This is a genomic window from Streptomyces sp. NPDC107522 (assembly GCF_055657525.1).
Map to the genome: position 1 here is coordinate 166,215 of NZ_JBVKAU010000013.1, position 19,247 is coordinate 185,461.

22 protein-coding genes are annotated in these 19,247 nt (G+C 69.8%); 21 read left to right on the plus strand and 1 reads right to left on the minus strand.

Going from position 1 to position 19,247, the window contains the following annotated elements:
* The first annotated feature begins 31 nt into the window (after positions 1-31).
* From proS to ACZ7L6_RS32560, 18 genes are all read left to right on the plus strand, one after another.
* Positions 32-1,447 carry a proline--tRNA ligase gene (gene proS, locus ACZ7L6_RS32475; RefSeq protein ID WP_471930102.1) on the plus strand — a complete coding sequence of 472 codons (1,416 nt, stop codon included), beginning with the start codon at positions 32-34 and terminating at the stop codon, positions 1,445-1,447.
* 261 nt (positions 1,448-1,708) lie between these two features.
* A complete protein-coding gene (locus ACZ7L6_RS32480) occupies positions 1,709-2,305 on the plus strand; it encodes a hypothetical protein (RefSeq protein ID WP_007493349.1) in 597 nt (198 codons plus the stop codon).
* Between the two features lie 465 nt (positions 2,306-2,770).
* Positions 2,771-3,190 (plus strand): 30S ribosomal protein S16, encoded by a 420-nt coding sequence (gene rpsP / locus ACZ7L6_RS32485; RefSeq protein WP_471930104.1) that lies wholly within the window; start codon positions 2,771-2,773, stop codon positions 3,188-3,190.
* Positions 3,191-3,192: 2 nt separating this feature from the next.
* A complete protein-coding gene (locus tag ACZ7L6_RS32490; protein WP_003973401.1) occupies positions 3,193-3,432 on the plus strand; it encodes an RNA-binding protein in 240 nt (79 codons plus the stop codon).
* A gap of 121 nt (positions 3,433-3,553) precedes the next feature.
* Positions 3,554-4,117, plus strand: coding sequence for a ribosome maturation factor RimM (rimM, locus tag ACZ7L6_RS32495; RefSeq protein ID WP_471930106.1), 564 nt, complete (start codon positions 3,554-3,556; stop codon positions 4,115-4,117).
* Positions 4,117-4,950 carry a tRNA (guanosine(37)-N1)-methyltransferase TrmD gene (gene trmD / locus ACZ7L6_RS32500; RefSeq protein WP_471930108.1) on the plus strand — a complete coding sequence of 278 codons (834 nt, stop codon included), beginning with the start codon at positions 4,117-4,119 and terminating at the stop codon, positions 4,948-4,950. The genes rimM and trmD overlap by 1 nt, the downstream gene beginning before the upstream one ends.
* 134 nt (positions 4,951-5,084) lie before the next feature.
* Positions 5,085-5,435 (plus strand): 50S ribosomal protein L19, encoded by a 351-nt coding sequence (gene rplS / locus ACZ7L6_RS32505; protein WP_018531094.1) that lies wholly within the window; start codon positions 5,085-5,087, stop codon positions 5,433-5,435.
* Positions 5,436-5,495: 60 nt separating this feature from the next.
* Positions 5,496-6,242: a signal peptidase I gene (gene lepB / locus ACZ7L6_RS32510; RefSeq protein WP_471930110.1), complete on the plus strand. Its 747-nt coding sequence runs from the start codon at positions 5,496-5,498 to the stop codon at positions 6,240-6,242.
* On the plus strand, positions 6,235-7,326 hold the full coding sequence (gene lepB / locus ACZ7L6_RS32515) for a signal peptidase I (RefSeq protein ID WP_471930112.1): 1,092 nt from the start codon (positions 6,235-6,237) through the stop codon (positions 7,324-7,326). The genes lepB (ACZ7L6_RS32510) and lepB (ACZ7L6_RS32515) overlap by 8 nt, the downstream gene beginning before the upstream one ends.
* Positions 7,214-8,185, plus strand: coding sequence for a signal peptidase I (gene lepB, locus ACZ7L6_RS32520; RefSeq protein WP_471930114.1), 972 nt, complete (start codon positions 7,214-7,216; stop codon positions 8,183-8,185). Before lepB (ACZ7L6_RS32515) ends, lepB (ACZ7L6_RS32520) begins: the two co-directional genes overlap by 113 nt.
* 143 nt (positions 8,186-8,328) lie before the next feature.
* Complete coding sequence (lepB, locus tag ACZ7L6_RS32525; protein ID WP_471930116.1) at positions 8,329-9,105, plus strand: signal peptidase I; 777 nt, start codon at positions 8,329-8,331, stop codon at positions 9,103-9,105.
* A gap of 160 nt (positions 9,106-9,265) precedes the next feature.
* A complete protein-coding gene (locus ACZ7L6_RS32530; protein ID WP_471930204.1) occupies positions 9,266-9,781 on the plus strand; it encodes an NUDIX hydrolase in 516 nt (171 codons plus the stop codon).
* 56 nt (positions 9,782-9,837) lie between these two features.
* Positions 9,838-10,146: a DUF2469 domain-containing protein gene (locus ACZ7L6_RS32535; RefSeq protein ID WP_003965949.1), complete on the plus strand. Its 309-nt coding sequence runs from the start codon at positions 9,838-9,840 to the stop codon at positions 10,144-10,146.
* A 107-nt stretch (positions 10,147-10,253) separates the two neighbouring features.
* Positions 10,254-10,616: a YraN family protein gene (locus ACZ7L6_RS32540; protein WP_471930119.1), complete on the plus strand. Its 363-nt coding sequence runs from the start codon at positions 10,254-10,256 to the stop codon at positions 10,614-10,616.
* 1 nt (position 10,617) lies between these two features.
* On the plus strand, positions 10,618-12,243 hold the full coding sequence (locus ACZ7L6_RS32545; RefSeq protein WP_471930121.1) for a YifB family Mg chelatase-like AAA ATPase: 1,626 nt from the start codon (positions 10,618-10,620) through the stop codon (positions 12,241-12,243).
* Entirely contained in the window at positions 12,240-13,400 is a 1,161-nt protein-coding gene (gene dprA / locus ACZ7L6_RS32550; protein ID WP_471930123.1) for a DNA-processing protein DprA, read from the plus strand. Before ACZ7L6_RS32545 ends, dprA begins: the two co-directional genes overlap by 4 nt.
* Before the next feature lie 294 nt (positions 13,401-13,694).
* Positions 13,695-14,537, plus strand: coding sequence for an RNA polymerase sigma factor WhiG (gene whiG / locus ACZ7L6_RS32555; RefSeq protein ID WP_003997555.1), 843 nt, complete (start codon positions 13,695-13,697; stop codon positions 14,535-14,537).
* Between the two features lie 116 nt (positions 14,538-14,653).
* On the plus strand, positions 14,654-15,211 hold the full coding sequence (locus ACZ7L6_RS32560; protein WP_471930206.1) for a TetR/AcrR family transcriptional regulator: 558 nt from the start codon (positions 14,654-14,656) through the stop codon (positions 15,209-15,211).
* Between the two features lie 199 nt (positions 15,212-15,410).
* Here the strand turns inward: ACZ7L6_RS32560 and ACZ7L6_RS32565 are convergent, their stop codons facing one another.
* A complete protein-coding gene (locus ACZ7L6_RS32565; RefSeq protein WP_471930125.1) occupies positions 15,411-16,046 on the minus strand; it encodes a murein hydrolase activator EnvC family protein in 636 nt (211 codons plus the stop codon).
* Between the two features lie 273 nt (positions 16,047-16,319).
* Between ACZ7L6_RS32565 and rpsB the strand changes: the two genes are divergently transcribed.
* The 3 genes from rpsB (at position 16,320) to pyrH (ending at position 19,159) form a co-directional block, all read left to right on the plus strand.
* Positions 16,320-17,210, plus strand: a complete 891-nt coding sequence (rpsB, locus tag ACZ7L6_RS32570; protein ID WP_471930127.1) for a 30S ribosomal protein S2 — start codon at positions 16,320-16,322, stop codon at positions 17,208-17,210.
* Between the two features lie 158 nt (positions 17,211-17,368).
* The gene (gene tsf, locus ACZ7L6_RS32575) at positions 17,369-18,205 is read left to right on the plus strand and encodes a translation elongation factor Ts (protein WP_398823188.1); all 837 of its coding nucleotides are present in this window, start codon (positions 17,369-17,371) and stop codon (positions 18,203-18,205) included.
* Between the two features lie 195 nt (positions 18,206-18,400).
* On the plus strand, positions 18,401-19,159 hold the full coding sequence (pyrH, locus tag ACZ7L6_RS32580) for a UMP kinase (RefSeq protein WP_398823184.1): 759 nt from the start codon (positions 18,401-18,403) through the stop codon (positions 19,157-19,159).
* Positions 19,160-19,247: the final 88 nt, after the last annotated feature.

Consider the following 19,247-nt stretch of genomic DNA (forward strand, 5'->3'; position numbering starts at 1 on the left):
TTCCGGCAACGTGGGCCCGTACCATCGCGCCATGGCAAAGGCACCCGTACTCACGCCACGGGCGGACGACTTCCCACGCTGGTACCAGGATCTGATCAACAAGGCGGAGCTCGCCGACAACGGTCCGGTGCGGGGCACCATGGTCATCCGACCGTACGGGTACGGGCTGTGGGAGCGGATGCAGGCCGAGATGGACGCCCGCATCAAGGCGACCGGCACCCAGAACGCGTACTTCCCGCTGCTGATCCCGCAGTCGTACCTCACGCGCGAGGCGGACCACGTCGAGGGCTTCGCGCCGGAGCTCGCGGTCGTCACGCACGGCGGTGGCAAGGAGCTCGAGGAGCCGGCGGTCGTCCGCCCCACCTCCGAGATGATCATCAATGACTACTTCTCGAAGTGGGTGCAGAGCTACCGGGACCTGCCCCTGCTGATCAACCAGTGGGCGAACGTGGTCCGTTGGGAGCTCAGGCCGCGCCTGTTCCTCCGTACGACGGAATTCCTGTGGCAGGAGGGCCACACCGCGCACGCCACGTACGAGGACGCCCGCGACTTCGCCGCGCACATCCACCGCGAGGTCTACGAGGACTTCATGGTGAACGTCCTCGCCATGGACGTCGTCCCCGGCCGCAAGACCGTCAAGGAGCGCTTCGCCGGTGCCGTCAACACCCTCACGCTCGAAGGGATGATGGGCGACGGTAAGGCCCTGCAGATGGCCACCAGCCATGAGCTGGGCCAGAACTTCGCCAAAGCCTTCAACACCTCGTACCTGTCGAAGGACGGCACCCAGGAACTGGTCTGGCAGACGTCCTGGGGCTCCACCACCCGCATGATCGGCGCCCTGGTGATGATGCACGGCGACGACAACGGCCTCAGGATCCCGCCGCGGCTCGCCCAGATCCAGGTCGTCGTCCTCGCGATCAAGGGCGACGAAGCGGTTCTGGCCAAGGTCCGCGAGATCGGCGACCAGCTGTCGGCGGCCGGCATCCGCGTCCACGTCGACGACCGCACCGACACCGCATTCGGCCGCCGCGCGGTCGACTGGGAGCTCAAGGGCGTGCCCGTCCGCATCGAGGTCGGGCCCCGTGACCTGGAGAACGGCACCGCGATGCTGGCCCGTCGCATCCCGGGCGGCAAGGAGCCGGTGGCCGTCGAGTCGCTCGTACGACTGCTGTCCACCGTCCTCGAAGAGGACCAGGCGCTGCTGCTCACCCAGGCCCGCGAGCGCCGCGAGTCCCGCACCACCGACGTGACGACGACCGAGGAGGCCGTCGAGGCCGCCGTCGCCGGCGGCTGGGCGCGCATCCCGTGGGCCACGCTCGGCGAAGAAGGCGAGGCCAGGCTGGCCGAGCACGCCGTGACCGTACGGTGTCTGGTGGCCGAGGACGGGTCGGTGCCGGACGCCGACGACGCCCCGAGTAACGTCGCGGTCGTCGCGCGCGCTTACTGAGATGACGCCTCTGAGGAACGAGAGCGGCCGAAACGCCTCTTGCGCTCCTGCGGACCACAGCGGTCCCGGCGTGTGGACGCGATCTACGCGCCGGGGCGTACGTCAGGCTACGCACCGGCTTGGTACGAGCTGTGAGGCTTCTCCGCAGATCTGCGCACCCGCCCTCGTCGTGGCGCATCATTCGCAACTGACGGGTACGTGCAAATTATTTGGGATGGCCCGGAATCGGAACACAGCGGCACTCCGGCTCGTTGTCATTACGTGAGCACGACACAGACACCACCTGTTCTCGCCGCAGAGCTGGCACAGGCGTGGGCCGACATTCAGCGGTACCACCCCGAGCTGCCGGATCTCGCCGCGCCAGAGTCCCTGATCGGGGAGTCGTCGTCCGCGTGCGGTCACGAGCTCTCCTTCGAGCGACTGCTTCATGAGGCAGTCCATGGCATCGCCGCCTCGCGCGGCGTCCGCGACACGTCCCGGGCCGGCCGCTACCACAACCGCAGATTCCTCGCCATCGCCGAGGAGCTGGGCCTGGACCACCCCGAGGAACCGCACCCCAGCAGCGGCTTCTCCCTGGTCACGCTCAACCCCGAGGCCAAGCGCCGCTACCGTCCGACCATCGAACGCCTCCAGCGCGCCCTGAAGGCCCACACCGCGGCGACCTCCGCCGACACGAGCAGGACCTTCCGGGGCCCGGCCGCTCGCCACGGCTCCTCCGGCGGCGGCGTCCGCGTCAAGGCGGTGTGCGACTGCGGCCGTAACGTCCGGGTCGTCCCGTCGGTCCTGGCCCAGGCACCGATCGTGTGCGGCGGCTGCGGAAAGCCGTTCCGGATCCCGGAGGTCGTGGGAGCGGCGTAACGCGCGGTCGCGGAACGTCCAGCACCGGCATCTCGTGGCTGCCGGTCGGGACGTATGGCGTCCGTACGCGTCGTGCGTGTGGGGCCGGTACGCGCGCCGGGTGCGTGTTTGGCGCATTGGCATGCGTGGCGCTGGGGTGTCGTCGTGAACCCGCGCAGCTTGCGGGCAGTCGTGCCGCTGGGGCGGCACGGGTGGGCGCAGGCGGCACCCCGCAGCGCCGGGCTGCGCAACCGGCCCTCTCGGCACCCGCAGCGCCGGGTGCCTTTCAGGCATGCCCAGACGCCCGCCCCGCCCCCTCGGCCAAAAGCGACCCGCAGGGTATGGCACAATGGCTAGCTGTACTCGACAGCCGCACAGGACCCCTCTCTCCTCCGGCTGACGCGTCCATCGGGCACTCGGGTACCGCAACCCCACGCGGCATTCTCGCCGTGCCCAACCACGTCAAATCCAGGAGAACCCACTCCCGTGGCAGTCAAGATCAAGCTGAAGCGTCTGGGCAAGATCCGTTCGCCTCACTACCGCATCGTCGTCGCCGACTCCCGCACCCGCCGTGACGGCCGTGCGATCGAGGAGATCGGCAAGTACCACCCGACGTACAACCCGTCGGTCATGGAGGTCGACGCCGAGCGCGTGGCGTACTGGCTCTCCGTCGGCGCCCAGCCGACCGAGCCCGTGCTCGCCATCCTGAAGAAGACCGGCGACTGGCAGAAGTTCAAGGGCGAGCCCGCCCCGGCGCCGCTGCTGACCGCCGAGCCGAAGAAGGCGCGCCCGTCGTTCGAGGCCCTCGGTGGCGACGACGAGGGCAAGGGTGAGGCGATCACCCAGAAGAAGAAGGCGGAGAAGAAGGACGAGGCTGCCGCCGAGTCCGAGTCGGCCGAGGCCTGAGCATGCTCGAGGAGGCTCTCGAGCACCTCGTGAAGGGCATCGTCGACAACCCTGACGATGTGCAGGTCGCCTCGCGCAACCTGCGTCGCGGGCGTGTGCTGGAGGTCCGGGTCCACCCCGACGACCTCGGCAAGGTGATCGGCCGCAACGGCCGCACCGCACGCGCTCTGCGCACCGTCGTGGGCGCCATCGGCGGCCGAGGCGTCCGCGTCGACCTCGTCGACGTGGACCACGTCCGCTGACGCCGAACGCAGCACCGGCTCGGGCCGGGGAGGGCCACTGGGCCGTCCCCGGCCCGTAGTCGTATGGCCGAGTCGTATGGCCGACTCATGCGGCCAGTCGTCTGACAGGAGAGCAAGCACAGTGCAGTTGGTAGTCGCACGGATCGGCCGCGCCCACGGCATCAAGGGCGAGGTCACCGTCGAGGTCCGTACCGACGAGCCGGAACTGCGGCTCGCCCCCGGCGCCGTCCTGGCCACCGACCCGGCCTCCACCGGCCCGCTCACCATCGAGTCCGGCCGCGTCCACAGCGGCCGCCTCCTGCTGCGCTTCGAGGGGGTCAAGGATCGCACCGCCGCCGAGGCCCTGCGCAACACCCTCCTGATCGCCGAGGTCGACCCGGACGAGCTGCCCGAGGAAGAGGACGAGTACTACGACCACCAGCTCATCGACCTGGACGTCGTGACCGCCGACGGCGCCGAGGTCGGCCGTATCACCGAGATCTCGCACCTGCCGTCCCAGGACCTCTTCATCGTGGAGCGGCCCGACGGCAGCGAGGTCATGATCCCCTTCGTCGAGGAGATCGTCACCGAGATCGACCTGGAGGAGCAGCGGGCGGTCATCACCCCGCCCCCGGGTCTGATCGACGACCGGGCCGAGGTCGCCTCCTCCCGCGACTCCTCGGGCGACACGGAGGCCGAGAGCTGATGCGGCTCGACGTCGTCACGATCTTCCCCGAGTACCTGGAACCGCTGAACGTCTCCCTCGTCGGCAAGGCACGCGCGCGTGGACAGCTGAACGTGCACGTGCACGACCTGCGGGAGTGGACCTACGACCGTCACAACACGGTCGACGACACGCCCTACGGCGGCGGCCCCGGCATGGTCATGAAGACCGAGCCCTGGGGCGACGCGCTGGACTCGATCCTGGCCGACGGCTACGAGACGGGCGCCAGCGCCCCCTCCCTGATCGTCCCCACCCCCAGCGGCCGCCCCTTCACCCAGGAACTCGCCGTCGAGCTCTCCGAGCGACCCTGGCTGATCTTCACGCCGGCCCGATACGAGGGCATCGACCGCCGCGTCATCGACGAGTACGCGACCCGGATGCCCGTCCATGAGGTGTCCATCGGCGACTACGTCCTCGCCGGCGGCGAGGCGGCCGTACTGGTCATCACGGAGGCCGTGGCGCGTCTGCTGCCCGGCGTGCTCGGGAACGCCGAGTCGCACCGCGACGACTCCTTCGCGCCCGGCGCCATGGCCAACCTCCTGGAGGGCCCCGTCTACACCAAGCCGCCCCTGTGGCGCGGCCGGGACATCCCGGACGTTCTGCTCAGCGGCCATCACGGCAAGATCGCCCGCTGGCGCCGCGACGAGGCGCTCAGGCGCACCACGGCCAACCGGCCCGATCTCATCGAGCGCTGCGACCCCAAGGCCTTCGACAAGAAGGACCGCGAGATGCTCTCCATCCTGGGCTGGATGCCCGACCCCGAGGGGGAGCGGTTCGGCCGATTTTGGCGCAGGACCGAGGGCGTGGAAGAATAGGTCGCTGTTGTGCGCCGTCCGGCGTGCGCCCCTGCCACAGGGGGACACGACGCCCGCCCCGACGCGCACGGCTCTCATCCAGAACATCTAGTTCCCGTTGATGACCTGTGGCATCAGCGAAGAAAGCAGACGAAATGTCTCACCTGCTCGACTCCGTCGACGCCGCGTCGCTGCGCAGCGACGTCCCGGCCTTCCGTCCGGGCGACACCGTCAACGTCCACGTCCGCGTCATCGAGGGCAACCGCTCCCGTGTGCAGCAGTTCAAGGGCGTTGTGATCCGCCGTCAGGGTGCCGGCGTGCGCGAGACCTTCACGGTCCGCAAGGTCTCCTTCTCCGTCGGCGTCGAGCGCACCTTCCCGGTGCACACTCCGATCGTCGAGAAGATCGAGCTCGTCACCAAGGGTGACGTCCGCCGCGCCAAGCTGTACTACCTGCGCGAGCTGCGCGGCAAGGCGGCGAAGATCAAGGAGAAGCGCGAGAACTGAGCGCTTGCGGGGGCTCGCCCCCGCAGGGTCCGAAGCGGGGCCGGATAACATCTGGCTCCGATGGACACCGAAGCACAGCAGACGGAGCGCGACCGCTCCTCCCGCCCTTCCGACTCCGAGAAGACCTCGCAAGAGGAGACCTCGGACACAGAGGGACAGGAGGAACGGTCGCGTTTCGCGTTGGTGTCGCGGATCACGCAGTGGCTCCCGGGCGGGCGGATCAGCCTGACCCTGCTGGTCTTCCTGGTTCTCCTGCTGCTGCTCAACACGTTCGTCCTGCGGCCGTTCCAGATTCCCAGCGGATCCATGGAGTCCGGATTGAGGATCGGCGACCGCGTTCTCGTAAATATGTTGGCGTACCGTTTCGGTGCCGAGCCGCAGCGCGGCGATGTTGTCGTGTTCGACGGAACCGGGTATTTCGGGGATGCGGACTACATCAAACGCGTTGTGGGTGTGGGGGGAGACCACGTGGTCTGCTGTGACAAGGAGGGGAGGATCCAGGTGAACGGCCGGTCGGTCGACGAGTCGACGTTCCTGTACCCCGGCGACAGTGCGTCCACAGTGCGTTTCGACGTCGTCGTGCCCGACGGCACCCTGTTCCTCCTCGGCGACCACCGCAGCGATTCCAGCGACTCCCGCAACCATCTGGGCTCGCCCGGCGGCGGCATGATCCCGGTCGACGACGTCATCGGCCGCGCCGACTGGATCGTATGGCCGACCGCCCACTGGACCCGCCTGCACCGTCCCGACGCCTACGCGCGCGTGCCTGCGGCTGCCGAGGCCGAAGGGGCGGGTGCTCATGGGTAACCGTGGCAAGCCCCGCGGCGTGCCCAGCAATCCCGCCGACAACCTGCTCCCGACCGGTGCGCGGCGCGCCGCCAGCCCCGCCGGCGGTCGTACGCGTGCGGAGCGGCGCAAGCTCCAGCGCAAGGTCAAACGGCGCCGCAGGCGGTCCGCGATGAAGGAGATACCCCTCCTCGTCGGCGTCGCCGTCCTCATAGCCCTCGTCCTGAAGACCTTCCTCGTCCAGGCCTTCGTGATCCCGTCGGGCTCCATGGAGCAGACGATCCAGATCGGCGACCGCGTCCTGGTCGACAAGCTCACCCCCTGGTTCGGCTCCAAGCCGCAGCGCGGGGACGTCGTCGTCTTCAAGGACCCCGGCGGCTGGCTCAAGGGCGAGCAGACGACGGTGAAGAAGGAGGATCCCGTCGTCATCAAGCAGGTCAAGCAGGCGCTCACCTTCATCGGCCTGCTGCCCTCCGACGACGAGAAGGACCTCATCAAGCGCGTCGTCGGCGTCGGTGGCGACCGGGTGAAGTGCTGTGACACGCAGGGGCGGGTCACCGTCAACGGCATTCCCCTGAACGAGGACTACCTGTATCCCGGCAACGCGCCGTCCGACACGAAGTTCGACATCACCGTCCCGCAGGGACGGCTGTGGGTGATGGGCGACCACCGGGCCAACTCGGCGGATTCCCGGGCGCATCAGAGCCAGGGCTACGGCGGCACCGTCTCCGAGGACGAGGTCGTCGGACAGGCCATGTGGATCGCCTGGCCGCTCGGTCACTGGACCTCCTTGGACGAACCGAAAACCTACGCCTCGGTGTCCGACTCGGCGACCGGGTCGACCGCCTCGGCCCAGCTGTCGCATAGGGTTGCTCCCGACGATTCGAACGGAACGATCCAGCTCCCGAGCCCTGCGGAACTCCCGCTCGTTATGGGAGTGGTGGGCCTGCGCCGCGCATGGGGCAGGCAGCGGCACAGAGTAAGGAGTTGGCGTGGGGGATGTGGCGGTTGGCGCACGGTCCGGGCACGACGGCGAGGAGCACCGCGGACACCCCGTGGAGGCAGCCGACCCGGCCGCGGACGGCGCCGTGACCTCCGGGAATGACCACCCCGGAGCGGCCGGCGACGGCGAAGGGTCGGGCGGGCAGCCCCCGGCCGACGGTCAGGGGTCGGGCGGAGCGGCGCCCAAGCCGAAGAAGCAGCGCTCCTTCTGGAAGGAGCTGCCGATCCTGATCGGTATCGCGCTCGTCCTCGCGCTGCTGATCAAGACGTTCCTCGTACAGGCGTTCTCGATCCCCTCCGACTCGATGCAGAACACCCTCCAGCAGGGCGACCGCGTCCTGGTCGACAAGCTCACCCCCTGGTTCGGCTCCGAGCCCGAGCGCGGCGAGGTCGTCGTCTTCCACGACCCCGACAACTGGCTGGCGGGCGAGCCGACCCCCGACCCGAACGCCCTGCAGACCTTCCTCAGCTGGATCGGCCTGATGCCGTCCGCGGAGGAGAAGGACCTCATCAAGCGCGTGATCGGCGTCGGCGGCGACACCGTCGAGTGCAAGAAGACCGGCCCGCTGACGGTCAACGGCAAGGCGCTGAACGAGCCGTACGTCTACCCGGGCAACACCCCGTGCAGCCAGGACGACCAGGGCGGCCAGTTCAAGGTGAAGGTCCCCGAGGGCTACATCTGGGTCATGGGCGACCACCGGCAGAACTCCCGCGACTCGCGCTACAACCAGTCCGACAAGAACCACGGCATGGTCCCCGTCGACAAGGTCGTCGGCCGCGCCATCGTGATCGCCTGGCCGATCAACCGCTGGGACAACCTGCCCGTCCCGGACACCTTCGAGCAGGACCTGAGCGCCCGCTCCGCCGCGCTGACGGTCGCACCCCAGGGGCTCGCGCTGGCCGGCGCGGTGCCGCTGGTGCTGTGGCGCCGGCAGCGGATCAAGGCCGCCGAGACCCGCTGACCGCTCGACGCCCTTCCAGTTGCCCGTCCTTCCGTTGACCCCTTCCTGGGGCAGCGAGCTTGGGAAAGCTTTGCCGAGCGTGTGAGGTCGGGCGCCCGGGAGGGGCTGCCCGGTGTCGGTACCGCCGGGTAGGGTGCGGACCCATGGGTGGCGAGAGCACGACACGTACGGCGCCGCGTACCGGTGGCGCAAGCAGGGGCCCGGCGGGCAGCCGGCCCGGACAGCGGTTGTCCGGGCTGGCCGTGGCGCTGGGCCTGGTGCTGTTCCTGGGCGGGTTCGCCTGGGGAGCGGTGGTCTACCGGCCGTACACCGTGCCCACCAGTTCGATGGCGCCGACGATCGGCGCGGGCGACCGGGTGCTGGCCCAGCGCGTCGACGGCGGTGAGGTGCGCCGCGGTGACGTCGTCGTCTTCACCGACAAGACCTGGGTGAGCAACGCGCCTGTCGTCAAGCGCGTGGTCGCCGTCGGCGGGGACACGGTCGCCTGTTGTACGAGCGGCCGCCTGACCGTCAACGGCAAGCAGATCGACGAGCCGTATCTGGCGGACGACGGCCTGGCCGAGCTCCAGAACTTCCCGGAGGTGACGGTACCGAAGGGCAGGCTCTTCCTGCTCGGTGACGAGCGGAGCGGCTCCCTGGACTCCACGGCCCACCTGACGGACGCCGCCAGGGGCACCGTGGCGCGCAGTGCCGTGTCGGCCCGGGTGGAGGCCGTCGTCTGGCCCATGGACGGCATGCTGCAGCGGCCCACGGGCTTCGAGTCCCTCGGCGCGCTGTCGTCGCAGGGGCCGCTGCGGACGATCGTCGCGCTGGTCGTGGTGGGCGGCGTGCTGGTGCTGGCCGGCGGGGCGTACGGACCCGTCGCGAACAGGTTGGGCAAGCGCTCCACGGCCCGGACGGAGCCCGCGGGTGCCCGCTGAGGCGACGGGCGTGGGGCGGGGGCCGTACTGCGAGACGCGTCTGACGACCGACTCGCACGGCGGGGAAGGCGCGGAGAACGGCTCGTACGGCGGCGCGGGCACGGGGGAGAGGGCGTACGGCGGCTCAGGCAGGGGAGAGAGTCCGTACGGCGGCGCAAGCATGGGAGACAGCGCGTACGGCGACTCGTACGACGGTGGGCTGCGCAGGGTCGCGCGCGTGGTGCTGCTCGACCCGCGGGACCGGATTCTGCTGCTGCACGGCCACGAGCCGGAGGACCCGGCCGACGACTGGTGGTTCACGCCCGGCGGGGGCGTCGAGGGCGACGAGACGCGCGAGGAGGCCGCGCTGCGGGAACTCGCCGAGGAGACGGGCATCACGGACGTCGAACTCGGTCCCGTGCTGTGGCGGCGGAGGTGCTCCTTCCCGTTCGCGGGGCGGCGCTGGGACCAGGACGAGTGGTACTTCCTGGCCCGCACGACGCAGACGGCGACCAGGGCCGTGGGCCTCACCGAGCTGGAGCGGCGCAGCGTCGCCGGAGCGCGCTGGTGGACGTGCCAGGAACTTGCCCGGGCACATGAGACGGTGTATCCGACCAGACTCGCCGAGCTGCTGCGCACGCTGCTCGACGAAGGTCCCCCCGCCGGGCCCGTGACCCTTGACCCCGAAATTGTCTAGGTGCTGACGGGACTGGCGCACAATGGTGGGATCGCACGGCTGAAGGGGAACACGCCATGAGCGCCGAAGACCTCGAGAAGTACGAGACCGAGATGGAGCTCAAGCTCTATCGGGAGTACCGCGATGTCGTCGGTCTGTTCAAGTACGTGATCGAGACCGAGCGGCGTTTCTATCTGACCAACGACTACGAGATGCAGGTGCACTCGGTCCAGGGTGAAGTGTTCTTCGAGGTGTCCATGGCAGACGCTTGGGTGTGGGACATGTACCGGCCGGCGCGGTTCGTGAAGCAGGTCCGGGTACTCACGTTCAAGGACGTGAACATCGAGGAACTGAACAAGAGCGACCTGGAGCTCCCGGGCGGGTGATGTTCACTCGCACGGGTGAGCAGGTTATCCACAATCGCGGACTTGTCCACCAAGATCCAATAGCTGGCTGAGCCGGCCTCAATGTTGGCGCCGGAGGTGGTGCCGACATGAACGCACGCAGTGCACTCGGCAAGTACGGCGAAAATCTCGCCGCGCGATGCCTGGTCGAGGCCGGGATGACTGTTCTGGAGCGCAACTGGCGCTGTGGCAGGACCGGAGAGATCGACATTGTCGCCAAGGACGGCGACGTGCTGGTCGTCTGTGAGGTGAAGACTCGCAGGACCAGCGACTACGAGCATCCGATGGCCGCGGTCACGCCCGAGAAGGCGCAGCGGCTGCGCGGCCTCGCGGAACGGTGGATCCACGCTCACGGAGGGGCTCCACCCGGAGGCGTCCGTATCGATCTGGTGGGCGTCGTCCTGCCCGCCCGCGGCGCGCCGGTGGTCGAGCACGCTCGGGGGGTGGCCTGACATGGGGTTCGCTCGTACGTGCTCGGTGGCCCTGGTGGGTGTCGAGGGAGTTGTGGTCGAGGTCCAGGCGGACCTGGAGCCGGGGGTGGCGGCGTTCACCCTGGTGGGGTTGCCGGACAAGAGTCTCTCGGAGAGCCGGGACCGTGTGCGGGCGGCCGTGGTGAACTCGGGTGGTGAGTGGCCGCAGAAGAAGCTCACCGTCGGGCTCAGCCCGGCATCGGTGCCCAAGGCGGGCAGCGGCTTCGACCTGGCCGTCGCCTGCGCCGTCCTCGGTGCCTCCGAACGGATCGATCCGCGAGTCCTCGCCGACATCGTGATGATCGGAGAGCTCGGCCTGGACGGACGGGTGCGTCCTGTGCGCGGCATCCTGCCCGCGGTGCTGGCCGCGGCCGACGCCGGCTATGAGCAGGTGGTCGTCCCGGAGTGCGCCGCCCCCGAGGCTTCGCTGGTGCCGGGTGTGTCGGTACTGGGCGTGCGCAGCCTGCGCCAGCTGATCGCTGTCCTCGCGGACGAACCCGTGCCCCACGAGGAACCCGAGGAGCAGGGCCGCCCGGATCCGCTGCTCGCGGGTCTGCGCGTGCCGGGGACGGGCGCGGCCACGGGCATGCACAGCATGGGCGCCGCCCAGCCCGACCACGGGCACGACCTTGCCGACGTGGTGGGCCAGATCTCGGCACGTACGGCGGTGGAGGTCGCCGCGGCGGGCGGACATCACCTGTTTCTGGAGGGGCCGCCCGGTGCCGGCAAGACGATGCTCGCCGAGCGGTTGCCGGCGATCCTGCCCCGGCTCAGCAGGGAGGAGTCCCTGGAAGTCACGGCGGTGCACTCGGTGGCGGGTCTGCTGCCTCCGGGCAAGCCCCTGATCGACGTGGCTCCCTACTGCGCCCCGCACCACTCGGCCACGATGCAGGCACTCGTCGGCGGAGGCGCCGGCATCGCGCGGCCCGGCGCGGTGTCACTCTCCCACCGGGGCGTGCTCTTTCTGGACGAGACACCGGAGTTCAACAGCCAGTCCCTCGACGCCCTGCGACAGCCACTGGAAGCCGGGCACGTCGTCATCGCACGCAGCGCAGGCGTCGTGCGCTTCCCGGCGAAGTTCCTGATGGTGCTCGCGGCCAACCCCTGTCCCTGCGGCCGCTTCTCGCAGACGGACACCCTCTGCGAGTGCCCGCCCTCGGCCATCCGCCGCTATCAGGCACGGCTGTCCGGGCCGCTGCTCGACCGGGTCGACCTCAGGGTCGAGGTGGACCGTGTCACACGCGCCCAGCTGACCGAACGCGGGGCCCGGGGCGAGTCCACCGCGGTGGTCGCCGACCGGGTGCGAGCGGCCCGCGAGCGGGCATCCGCCAGGCTCGCCGGTACTCCGTGGCGGACCAACAGCGAGATCCCCGGACGTGAGCTGCGAAGCCGCTGGTACGCCGCGATCGGCGCCATGGACGAGGCGGAACGGAACCTTGAACGCGGCGTACTGACAGCCCGTGGTCTCGACCGCGTCCTCCGTGTCGCCTGGACCGTCGCCGACCTCGTCGGTCACGACCGGCCCGACGCGACGGACGTCGCCTTGGCCCTGCAACTACGCACCGGTGTGCCCCGCGGCGTGCCGATGGCCATCGGGGCGCTGACGTGAACGGCGGTGAGGATCCGGACGACGAGCGGCTCGGTCGGGTCTTTCTCAGTCGGGTCGTCGAGCCCGGGGACGAGGTCGCCGGGCGGTGGGTGCGGGAGTACGGCGTGGGGGAAGTGGTGCGGCGGCTGCGGGAGGGGGTGGAGGCCCTGCCCGGGGTGAGTTACAAGCGGTGGGACGGGCTGCGGGCCCGGGCACTGCGAGCCGAGCCCGGGCGGGATCTTGCCGTTGCCCGGGACACCGGGGTGCGGTTCGTGTGTCCGGGGGACGTCGAGTGGCCGGGACAGCTCGATGATCTGGGGGATGGCAGGCCCGTCGGGCTGTGGGTTCGGGGGCGGCCCAGTCTGCGGATGTGGGCGTTGCGGTCCGTGGCCGTAGTCGGGGCGCGCGCCTGCACCGAGTACGGCGCACACATGGCGGCCACGCTCGCCGGCGGGCTTGCCGAGCGGGGCTGGGTCGTCGTGTCCGGCGGCGCCTACGGGGTCGACGGCGCCGCCCACCGGGGCGCCCTCGGCGCAGGCGGGGCCACCGTCGCCGTGCTCGCCTGCGGGGTCGACCGGCCCTATCCCCGCGGGCACACCCAGTTGATCAACAGGATCGCGGAACAGGGGCTCGTGATCGGGGAGCTGCCACCGGGGGATCACCCGACGCCCAGCAGATTCATCGTGCGCAACCGGGTGATCGCGGCGCTGACCCGGGGCACGGTCGTCGTCGAGGCCGCCCATCGCAGCGGCTCACTCGCCACCGCTCGGGCGGCACAGCGGCTGGGACGTCACACGATGGGGGTGCCGGGCCCGGCCACCAGCGGCCTCTCCGCGGGCGTGCACGACCTCCTGCGTTCGGACGCCGTGCTGGTCACCGACGCCGCGGAGGTCGTCGAACTCGTGGGCGACATGGGTGAGCTGGCGCCCGAGCGGCGCGGGCCCGTCCTCCCGCGCGACCTGCTGGAGCCGGCGGCGCGCCGAGTACTGGCCGCGCTGCCCGGCCGCCGTGCGGCGCGGGCGGACGAGGTCGCGCGCGGTGCGCAGACCACCGAGGACGACGCGATCGCGAGACTGTACGAACTTCGCTCACTTGGTTACGTCGAACGACACGGCGACGGCTGGAAGTTGACACGCCAGGCGATGATCTCCGTTCGCGCCGGTCGGAGTCCATGCTGACCGAGCGTGTTCGGCCGTACGGGGGAACACGGATGCCCTTGTGAATTCCCCCAGTTGGGGTGTTCGGGTGATCACGTAGAGCGATCGCCGTGCCCCGGCGGGGCGTCCAGCGGAACGTATCTGCGCACGGCTTGTGCTCCGTCGTTCGCGCACCGCGACACCGCAGTCACGCTACGCTCACGTGAATTCCGGCGCAGAACGGCACCTCGACCCCCGAACGGCACCAGAACCACGTCAGACCGGGCAGCTCCCCCAGGCGGCCCCACTTCACGGCAGAACGGCACAAGGCAACGAATGCCCCAGCACACCTCCGGGTCCGACCGGGCGGCGATCCCCCCAGCCGCCCGTGACGGTGGCAGCGTGCGGCCGCCCGCTCCCTCGACACTCGACGAGCTGTGGCGGTCGTACAAGGCGACGGGAGACGAGCGTCTGCGCGAGCAGCTGATCCTGCACTACTCGCCGCTCGTCAAGTACGTGGCGGGCCGGGTGAGCGTCGGTCTGCCGCCCAACGTGGAGCAGGCGGACTTCGTGTCGTCGGGGGTGTTCGGGCTGATCGACGCGATCGAGAAGTTCGACATCGACCGGGAGATCAAGTTCGAGACGTACGCGATCACGCGGATCCGGGGCGCGATGATCGACGAGCTCAGGGCGCTGGACTGGATCCCGAGATCCGTGCGGCAGAAGGCGCGGAACGTGGAGCGGGCGTACGCGACGCTGGAGGCGCGGCTGCGGCGGACGCCGACGGAGGCGGAGGTGGCCGTCGAGATGGGGATCGCGGTGGACGAACTCCACGCGGTCTTCAGTCAGTTGTCGCTGGCGAACGTGGTGGCACTGGAGGAGTTGCTGCACGTCGGGGGCGAGGGCGGCGACGGGCTGAGCGTCATGGACACGCTGGAGGACACCGCCGCGGACAATCCGGTGGAGGTGGCCGAGGACCGGGAGCTGCGGCGGTTTCTGGCGCGGGCGATCAACACGTTGCCCGAGCGGGAGAAGACCGTGGTGACGCTCTACTACTACGAAGGGCTCACCCTGGCCGAGATCGGGAACGTGCTGGGTGTGACAGAGAGCCGGGTCAGTCAGATCCACACCAAGTCGGTGCTGCAGCTGCGGGCGAAGCTGGCCGGCTTCGGGCGTTGAGCCGGCCCCTTCGGGCGTTGACCTGGCCGGACGTGTGGGGGGATCCGTGGAGAGACTCCCGTCCGCGATGGTGCGTCCGTAAAGTGGTTGGCGTGCCAAGGATTCGAGCGGCCTCCGTGGCCGAGCACCGGTCGATGCAGCGAGCCGCCCTGCTGGACGCGGCTCGTTCCCTGTTGTCCGAGGGCGGGACGGAGGCGCTGACCTTCCCGGCTCTCGCCGAGCGGACGGGGCTTGCGCGGTCGTCCGTGTACGAGTACTTCCGGTCGCGGGCGGCCGTGGTCGAGGAACTGTGCGAGGTCGACTTTCCTGTGTGGGCCGCGGAGGTTTCGGCGGCGATGGAGCGGGAGGCCACGGCCGAGGGCAAGGTCGAGGCGTATGTGCGGCAGCAGCTCGCGCTGGTCGGGGATCGGCGGCACCGGGCCGTGGTGGCGATCTCCGCGAGTGAGCTGGACGCCGGGGCTCGGGAGAAGATCCGGGCCGCGCATGGTGGGCTGGTCGCGATGATCGCCGAGGCGCTGCGGGACATGGGGCACGCGGAGCCTCGGCTGGCGGCGATGCTGCTGCAGGGCGTCGTGGACGCGGCGGTGCGGCGGATTGAGCTGGGGGCGGCGGAGGAGCCCTCGGCGATCACGGACGCGGCCGTGGCCATGGCGTTGCGGGGCGTTCGGGGCTGACGTCGGCGAGGGCGGGTTTGCGCCGCCCGACGCTGATCGGCACCCGGCGTCGCGGCTGAGGGGCGCCACGCAGCCCGGCGTGACGGGGTGCCACTGCGCCCACCCGTGCCGCCCCAGCGGCACGACCGCCCGCAGCTGCGCAGTCGTGTGGGTGGGCGCTGCAGCCGTGCGGATGCCCGTAGCCGGGTGAGCCGCGCGGTCACGATGGCAGCGGTACCCCGAGAACGGGCAGCAGTCTCGACGGGCCCCGGTGCAGTAGCCACGGTGGGAGCAGCGACAGGGGGTCCAGGTAGGTATCGCCTCTGCGTAGGCCCCAGTGCACGCATGTTCCTGGGTAGTGGGAGCAGGCGGCCTCCACGGTCCCCACCACCTCCCCCGCCTCCACCTCGTCACCCTTCTTCACCGACGCCCGCACGGGCTCGTACGTGGTCCGCAGCGGAGGATCCCCCGTCGCCGTCAGCTCCACCGACACGACCCCCTTTCCGGCCACCCGCCCCGCGAATGACACTCGGCCCGCCGCCACCGCCCGTACGGGTGTCCCGGGTGGCGCCGCGAGGTCCACGCCCCGGTGGCCTCGGCCGTACGGTGTCGCCGGGGGTTCCCAGCCGCGGAGGACCGGAGGCCGTAGCCCCACGGGCCAGGCTCGGCCGACTGGGGGCACGGTGGCGTCCGTGGGGCTCGGCGCGGCGGGATCCGGCGCCCGTGCCGCAGGCGTCCGCGCGGCGGTCGGGGTCAGGTCCGGGGCCGGTGTCAGCAGGGCGGCCGCCGTCAAGAGCAGCAGCAACACCAGCCGCCCGCAGATCCTTGCCGTCCTCGCGCATCGCGTCTCTCGCATGCCGGAACCGTCCCGCACTTTCGCCGATCTTGGCCGGGATCTGTGGATAACTCCCGGGTTGTGGACAGCGGCGTCACCCGCTGCCCCGCCGGTCCCGTACACTTCTTCTGGCGATCCGGGTCACCGGGTCGACTTCGCACGCCCCGATACGGCCACCGGAGACGGTCCGTGTCAGCGCCCCTCGGTCCTTCGTGGCACGGCGCATGTGGGCGTCAGGCGCGGGAGCCGTCCGGCCCCCGCGGCACAACCGAGAACATTCAAGGAGATACGGCCATGGCCGTCGTCACGATGCGGGAGCTGCTGGAGAGCGGCGTCCACTTCGGTCACCAGACCCGTCGTTGGAACCCGAAGATGAAGCGCTTCATCTTCACCGAGCGCAACGGCATCTACATCATCGACCTGCTCCAGTCGCTGTCGTACATCGACCGCGCCTACGAGTTCGTCAAGGAGACCGTCGCCCACGGCGGCACGGTCATGTTCGTCGGCACCAAGAAGCAGGCGCAGGAGGCCATCGCCGAGCAGGCCACCCGCGTCGGCATGCCCTACGTCAACCAGCGCTGGCTGGGCGGCATGCTCACCAACTTCTCGACCGTCTACAAGCGTCTGCAGCGCCTCAAGGAGCTCGAGCAGATCGACTTCGAGGACGTCGCCGCTTCCGGTCTGACCAAGAAGGAGCTTCTCGTGCTCTCGCGCGAGAAGGCCAAGCTGGAGAAGACCCTCGGTGGTATCCGCGAGATGCAGAAGGTGCCCAGCGCCGTCTGGATCGTGGACACCAAGAAGGAGCACATCGCCGTTGGTGAGGCCCGGAAGCTGAACATTCCGGTTGTCGCCATCCTCGACACCAACTGCGACCCCGACGAGGTCGACTACAAGATCCCGGGCAACGACGACGCGATCCGCTCCGTCACCCTGCTCACCCGCGTCATCGCCGACGCCGTCGCCGAGGGCCTCATCGCCCGCAGCGGTGTCGCCACCGAGGGCAAGGGCGAGAAGGCCGCGGGCGAGCCGCTCGCCGAGTGGGAGCGCGACCTGCTCGAGGGTGAGAAGAAGGCCGACGAGGCCGAGAAGCCGGCCGAGGCCGCTGCCGAGGCCCCCGCGGCTGAGGCTCCGGCTGCCGACGCTCCGGCTGCCGAGGCTCCGGCCGCGGACGCCGAGCAGGCCTGATCCGTCAGCGTCAGAGTTGACGGCGGGAGCGGTGACATGAACTCCGCTCCCGCCGTTCACCCGTAGGTCGACGGAGTGTCAGCGGCCCCCGACTACATGGGGGCCGTAGACCCCGTAGATCTTCGATCTTCCAGACTTCGAGAAAGATTCACAGACTCATGGCGAACTACACCGCCGCCGACGTCAAGAAGCTCCGTGAGCTCACCGGCGCCGGCATGATGGACTGCAAGAAGGCGCTGGACGAGGCCGACGGCAGCGTCGAGAAGGCCGTCGAGGCGCTCCGCATCAAGGGCCAGAAGGGCGTCGCCAAGCGCGAGGGCCGCTCCGCCGAGAACGGCGCCGTGGTCTCGATCATCGCCGACGACAACTCCTCCGGTGTCCTCGTCGAGCTGAAGTGCGAGACGGACTTCGTCGCCAAGGGTGACAAGTTCCAGGCCGTCGCCACCGCGATCGCCGAGCACGTCGCCAAGACCTCCCCGGCCGACCTCGAGGCCCTGCTCGCCTCCGAGATCGAGGCCGGCAAGACCGTCCAGGCGTTCGTGGACGAGGCCAACGCCAACCTGGGCGAGAAGATCGTGCTGGACCGCTTCGCGCAGTTCGCCGACGGCTTCGTGCTCGCCTACATGCACCGCACGATGCCCGACCTGCCCCCGCAGATCGGTGTCCTCGTCGAGCTCGACAAGCCGAACGCCGAGGTCGCCAAGGGCATCGCCCAGCACATCGCCGCCTTCGCGCCGAAGTACCTCTCCAAGGAGGACGTCCCGGCCGAGGTCGTCGAGTCCGAGCGCCGTATCGCCGAGGAGACCACCCGCGCCGAGGGCAAGCCCGAGGCCGCGATCGCCAAGATCGTCGAGGGGCGTCTCAACGGCTTCTTCAAGGACGCCACGCTGCTCGGCCAGCCGTACGCGCTCGACAACAAGAAGTCCGTCCAGAAGGTTCTGGACGAGGCCGGTGTCACCCTGAAGCGCTTCACGCGCATCAAGGTCGGCATCTGAGTCCGTACCGCGATCGGCGCCCGACCCCGATAGGGTCGAGGGCAGTCGTCCGCGGACGCCGTCACCACGCACGCGCGCGTGACGGACGACAGCAGATCTGACGAGGAGGCCATTGCCGCGCATGGGATGCGAAACACGCCCCAACCGGCAATGGCCTTCTTCGTATGTGCATCACGTAACAAAGGCGGGATCTCGATGACCACCAAGGCCCAGAAGAGCGACGACGGCAAAGTACGCGGCCGGTTTCTGCTGAAGCTGTCCGGAGAGGCCTTCTCCGGTGGCGGGGGCCTCGGCGTCGACCCGGACGTGGTGCACAAGATCGCCCGCGAGATCGCCTCCGTCGTACGCGACGGGGCGCAGATCGCGGTCGTCATCGGCGGTGGCAACTTCTTCCGCGGCGCCGAACTCCAGCAGCGCGGCATGGACCGGGCCCGCTCCGACTACATGGGCATGCTCGGCACCGTGATGAACTGCCTCGCCCTCCAGGACTTCCTGGAGAAGGAGGGCATCGACAGCCGGGTCCAGACCGCCATCACCATGGGCCAGGTCGCCGAGCCGTACATCCCGCTGCGCGCCGTACGGCACCTGGAGAAGGGCCGCGTGGTCATCTTCGGCGCCGGTATGGGCATGCCGTACTTCTCCACCGACACCACCGCCGCCCAGCGCGCCCTGGAGATCGACGCCGAGGCGCTGCTCATGGGCAAGAACGGCGTGGACGGGGTCTACGACTCCGACCCCAAGACCAACCCCGACGCGGTCAAGTTCGACTCCCTCGGCTACGGCGAGGTCATCACCCGCGACCTCAAGGTCGCCGACGCCACGGCGATCACCCTGTGCCGCGACAACAAGCTCCCGATCCTCGTCTTCGAGCTGCTGGCGGAGGGCAATATCGCCCGCGCCGTCAATGGTGAGAAGATCGGCACGCTTGTGGGTGAGCAGGGCAGCCAGGGCTGACGCCCCAGAACGACCCCGTCCGGGGGACGGACGGGACGGACCCTGACCGGGGGATGGACAATGTCCTGCCGGTCGGGAACCGTGCAGG

Excerpts from the sequence above, each read along its gene's own strand:
- proS (WP_471930102.1), top strand. The coding sequence starts at position 32 with ATGGCAAAGGCACCCGTACTCACGCCACGGGCGGACGACTTCCCACGC.
- ACZ7L6_RS32490 (WP_003973401.1), top strand. The coding sequence starts at position 3,193 with ATGCTCGAGGAGGCTCTCGAGCACCTCGTGAAGGGCATCGTCGACAAC.
- trmD (WP_471930108.1), top strand. The coding sequence starts at position 4,117 with ATGCGGCTCGACGTCGTCACGATCTTCCCCGAGTACCTGGAACCGCTG.
- rplS (WP_018531094.1), top strand. The coding sequence starts at position 5,085 with ATGTCTCACCTGCTCGACTCCGTCGACGCCGCGTCGCTGCGCAGCGAC.
- lepB (WP_471930110.1), top strand. The coding sequence starts at position 5,496 with ATGGACACCGAAGCACAGCAGACGGAGCGCGACCGCTCCTCCCGCCCT.
- lepB (WP_471930112.1), top strand. The coding sequence starts at position 6,235 with ATGGGTAACCGTGGCAAGCCCCGCGGCGTGCCCAGCAATCCCGCCGAC.
- lepB (WP_471930116.1), top strand. The coding sequence starts at position 8,329 with ATGGGTGGCGAGAGCACGACACGTACGGCGCCGCGTACCGGTGGCGCA.
- ACZ7L6_RS32530 (WP_471930204.1), top strand. The coding sequence starts at position 9,266 with ATGGGAGACAGCGCGTACGGCGACTCGTACGACGGTGGGCTGCGCAGG.
- ACZ7L6_RS32535 (WP_003965949.1), top strand. The coding sequence starts at position 9,838 with ATGAGCGCCGAAGACCTCGAGAAGTACGAGACCGAGATGGAGCTCAAG.
- ACZ7L6_RS32540 (WP_471930119.1), top strand. The coding sequence starts at position 10,254 with ATGAACGCACGCAGTGCACTCGGCAAGTACGGCGAAAATCTCGCCGCG.
- ACZ7L6_RS32545 (WP_471930121.1), top strand. The coding sequence starts at position 10,618 with ATGGGGTTCGCTCGTACGTGCTCGGTGGCCCTGGTGGGTGTCGAGGGA.
- whiG (WP_003997555.1), top strand. The coding sequence starts at position 13,695 with ATGCCCCAGCACACCTCCGGGTCCGACCGGGCGGCGATCCCCCCAGCC.
- ACZ7L6_RS32565 (WP_471930125.1), bottom strand. The coding sequence starts at position 16,046 with ATGCGAGAGACGCGATGCGCGAGGACGGCAAGGATCTGCGGGCGGCTG.
- rpsB (WP_471930127.1), top strand. The coding sequence starts at position 16,320 with ATGGCCGTCGTCACGATGCGGGAGCTGCTGGAGAGCGGCGTCCACTTC.
- tsf (WP_398823188.1), top strand. The coding sequence starts at position 17,369 with ATGGCGAACTACACCGCCGCCGACGTCAAGAAGCTCCGTGAGCTCACC.
- pyrH (WP_398823184.1), top strand. The coding sequence starts at position 18,401 with ATGACCACCAAGGCCCAGAAGAGCGACGACGGCAAAGTACGCGGCCGG.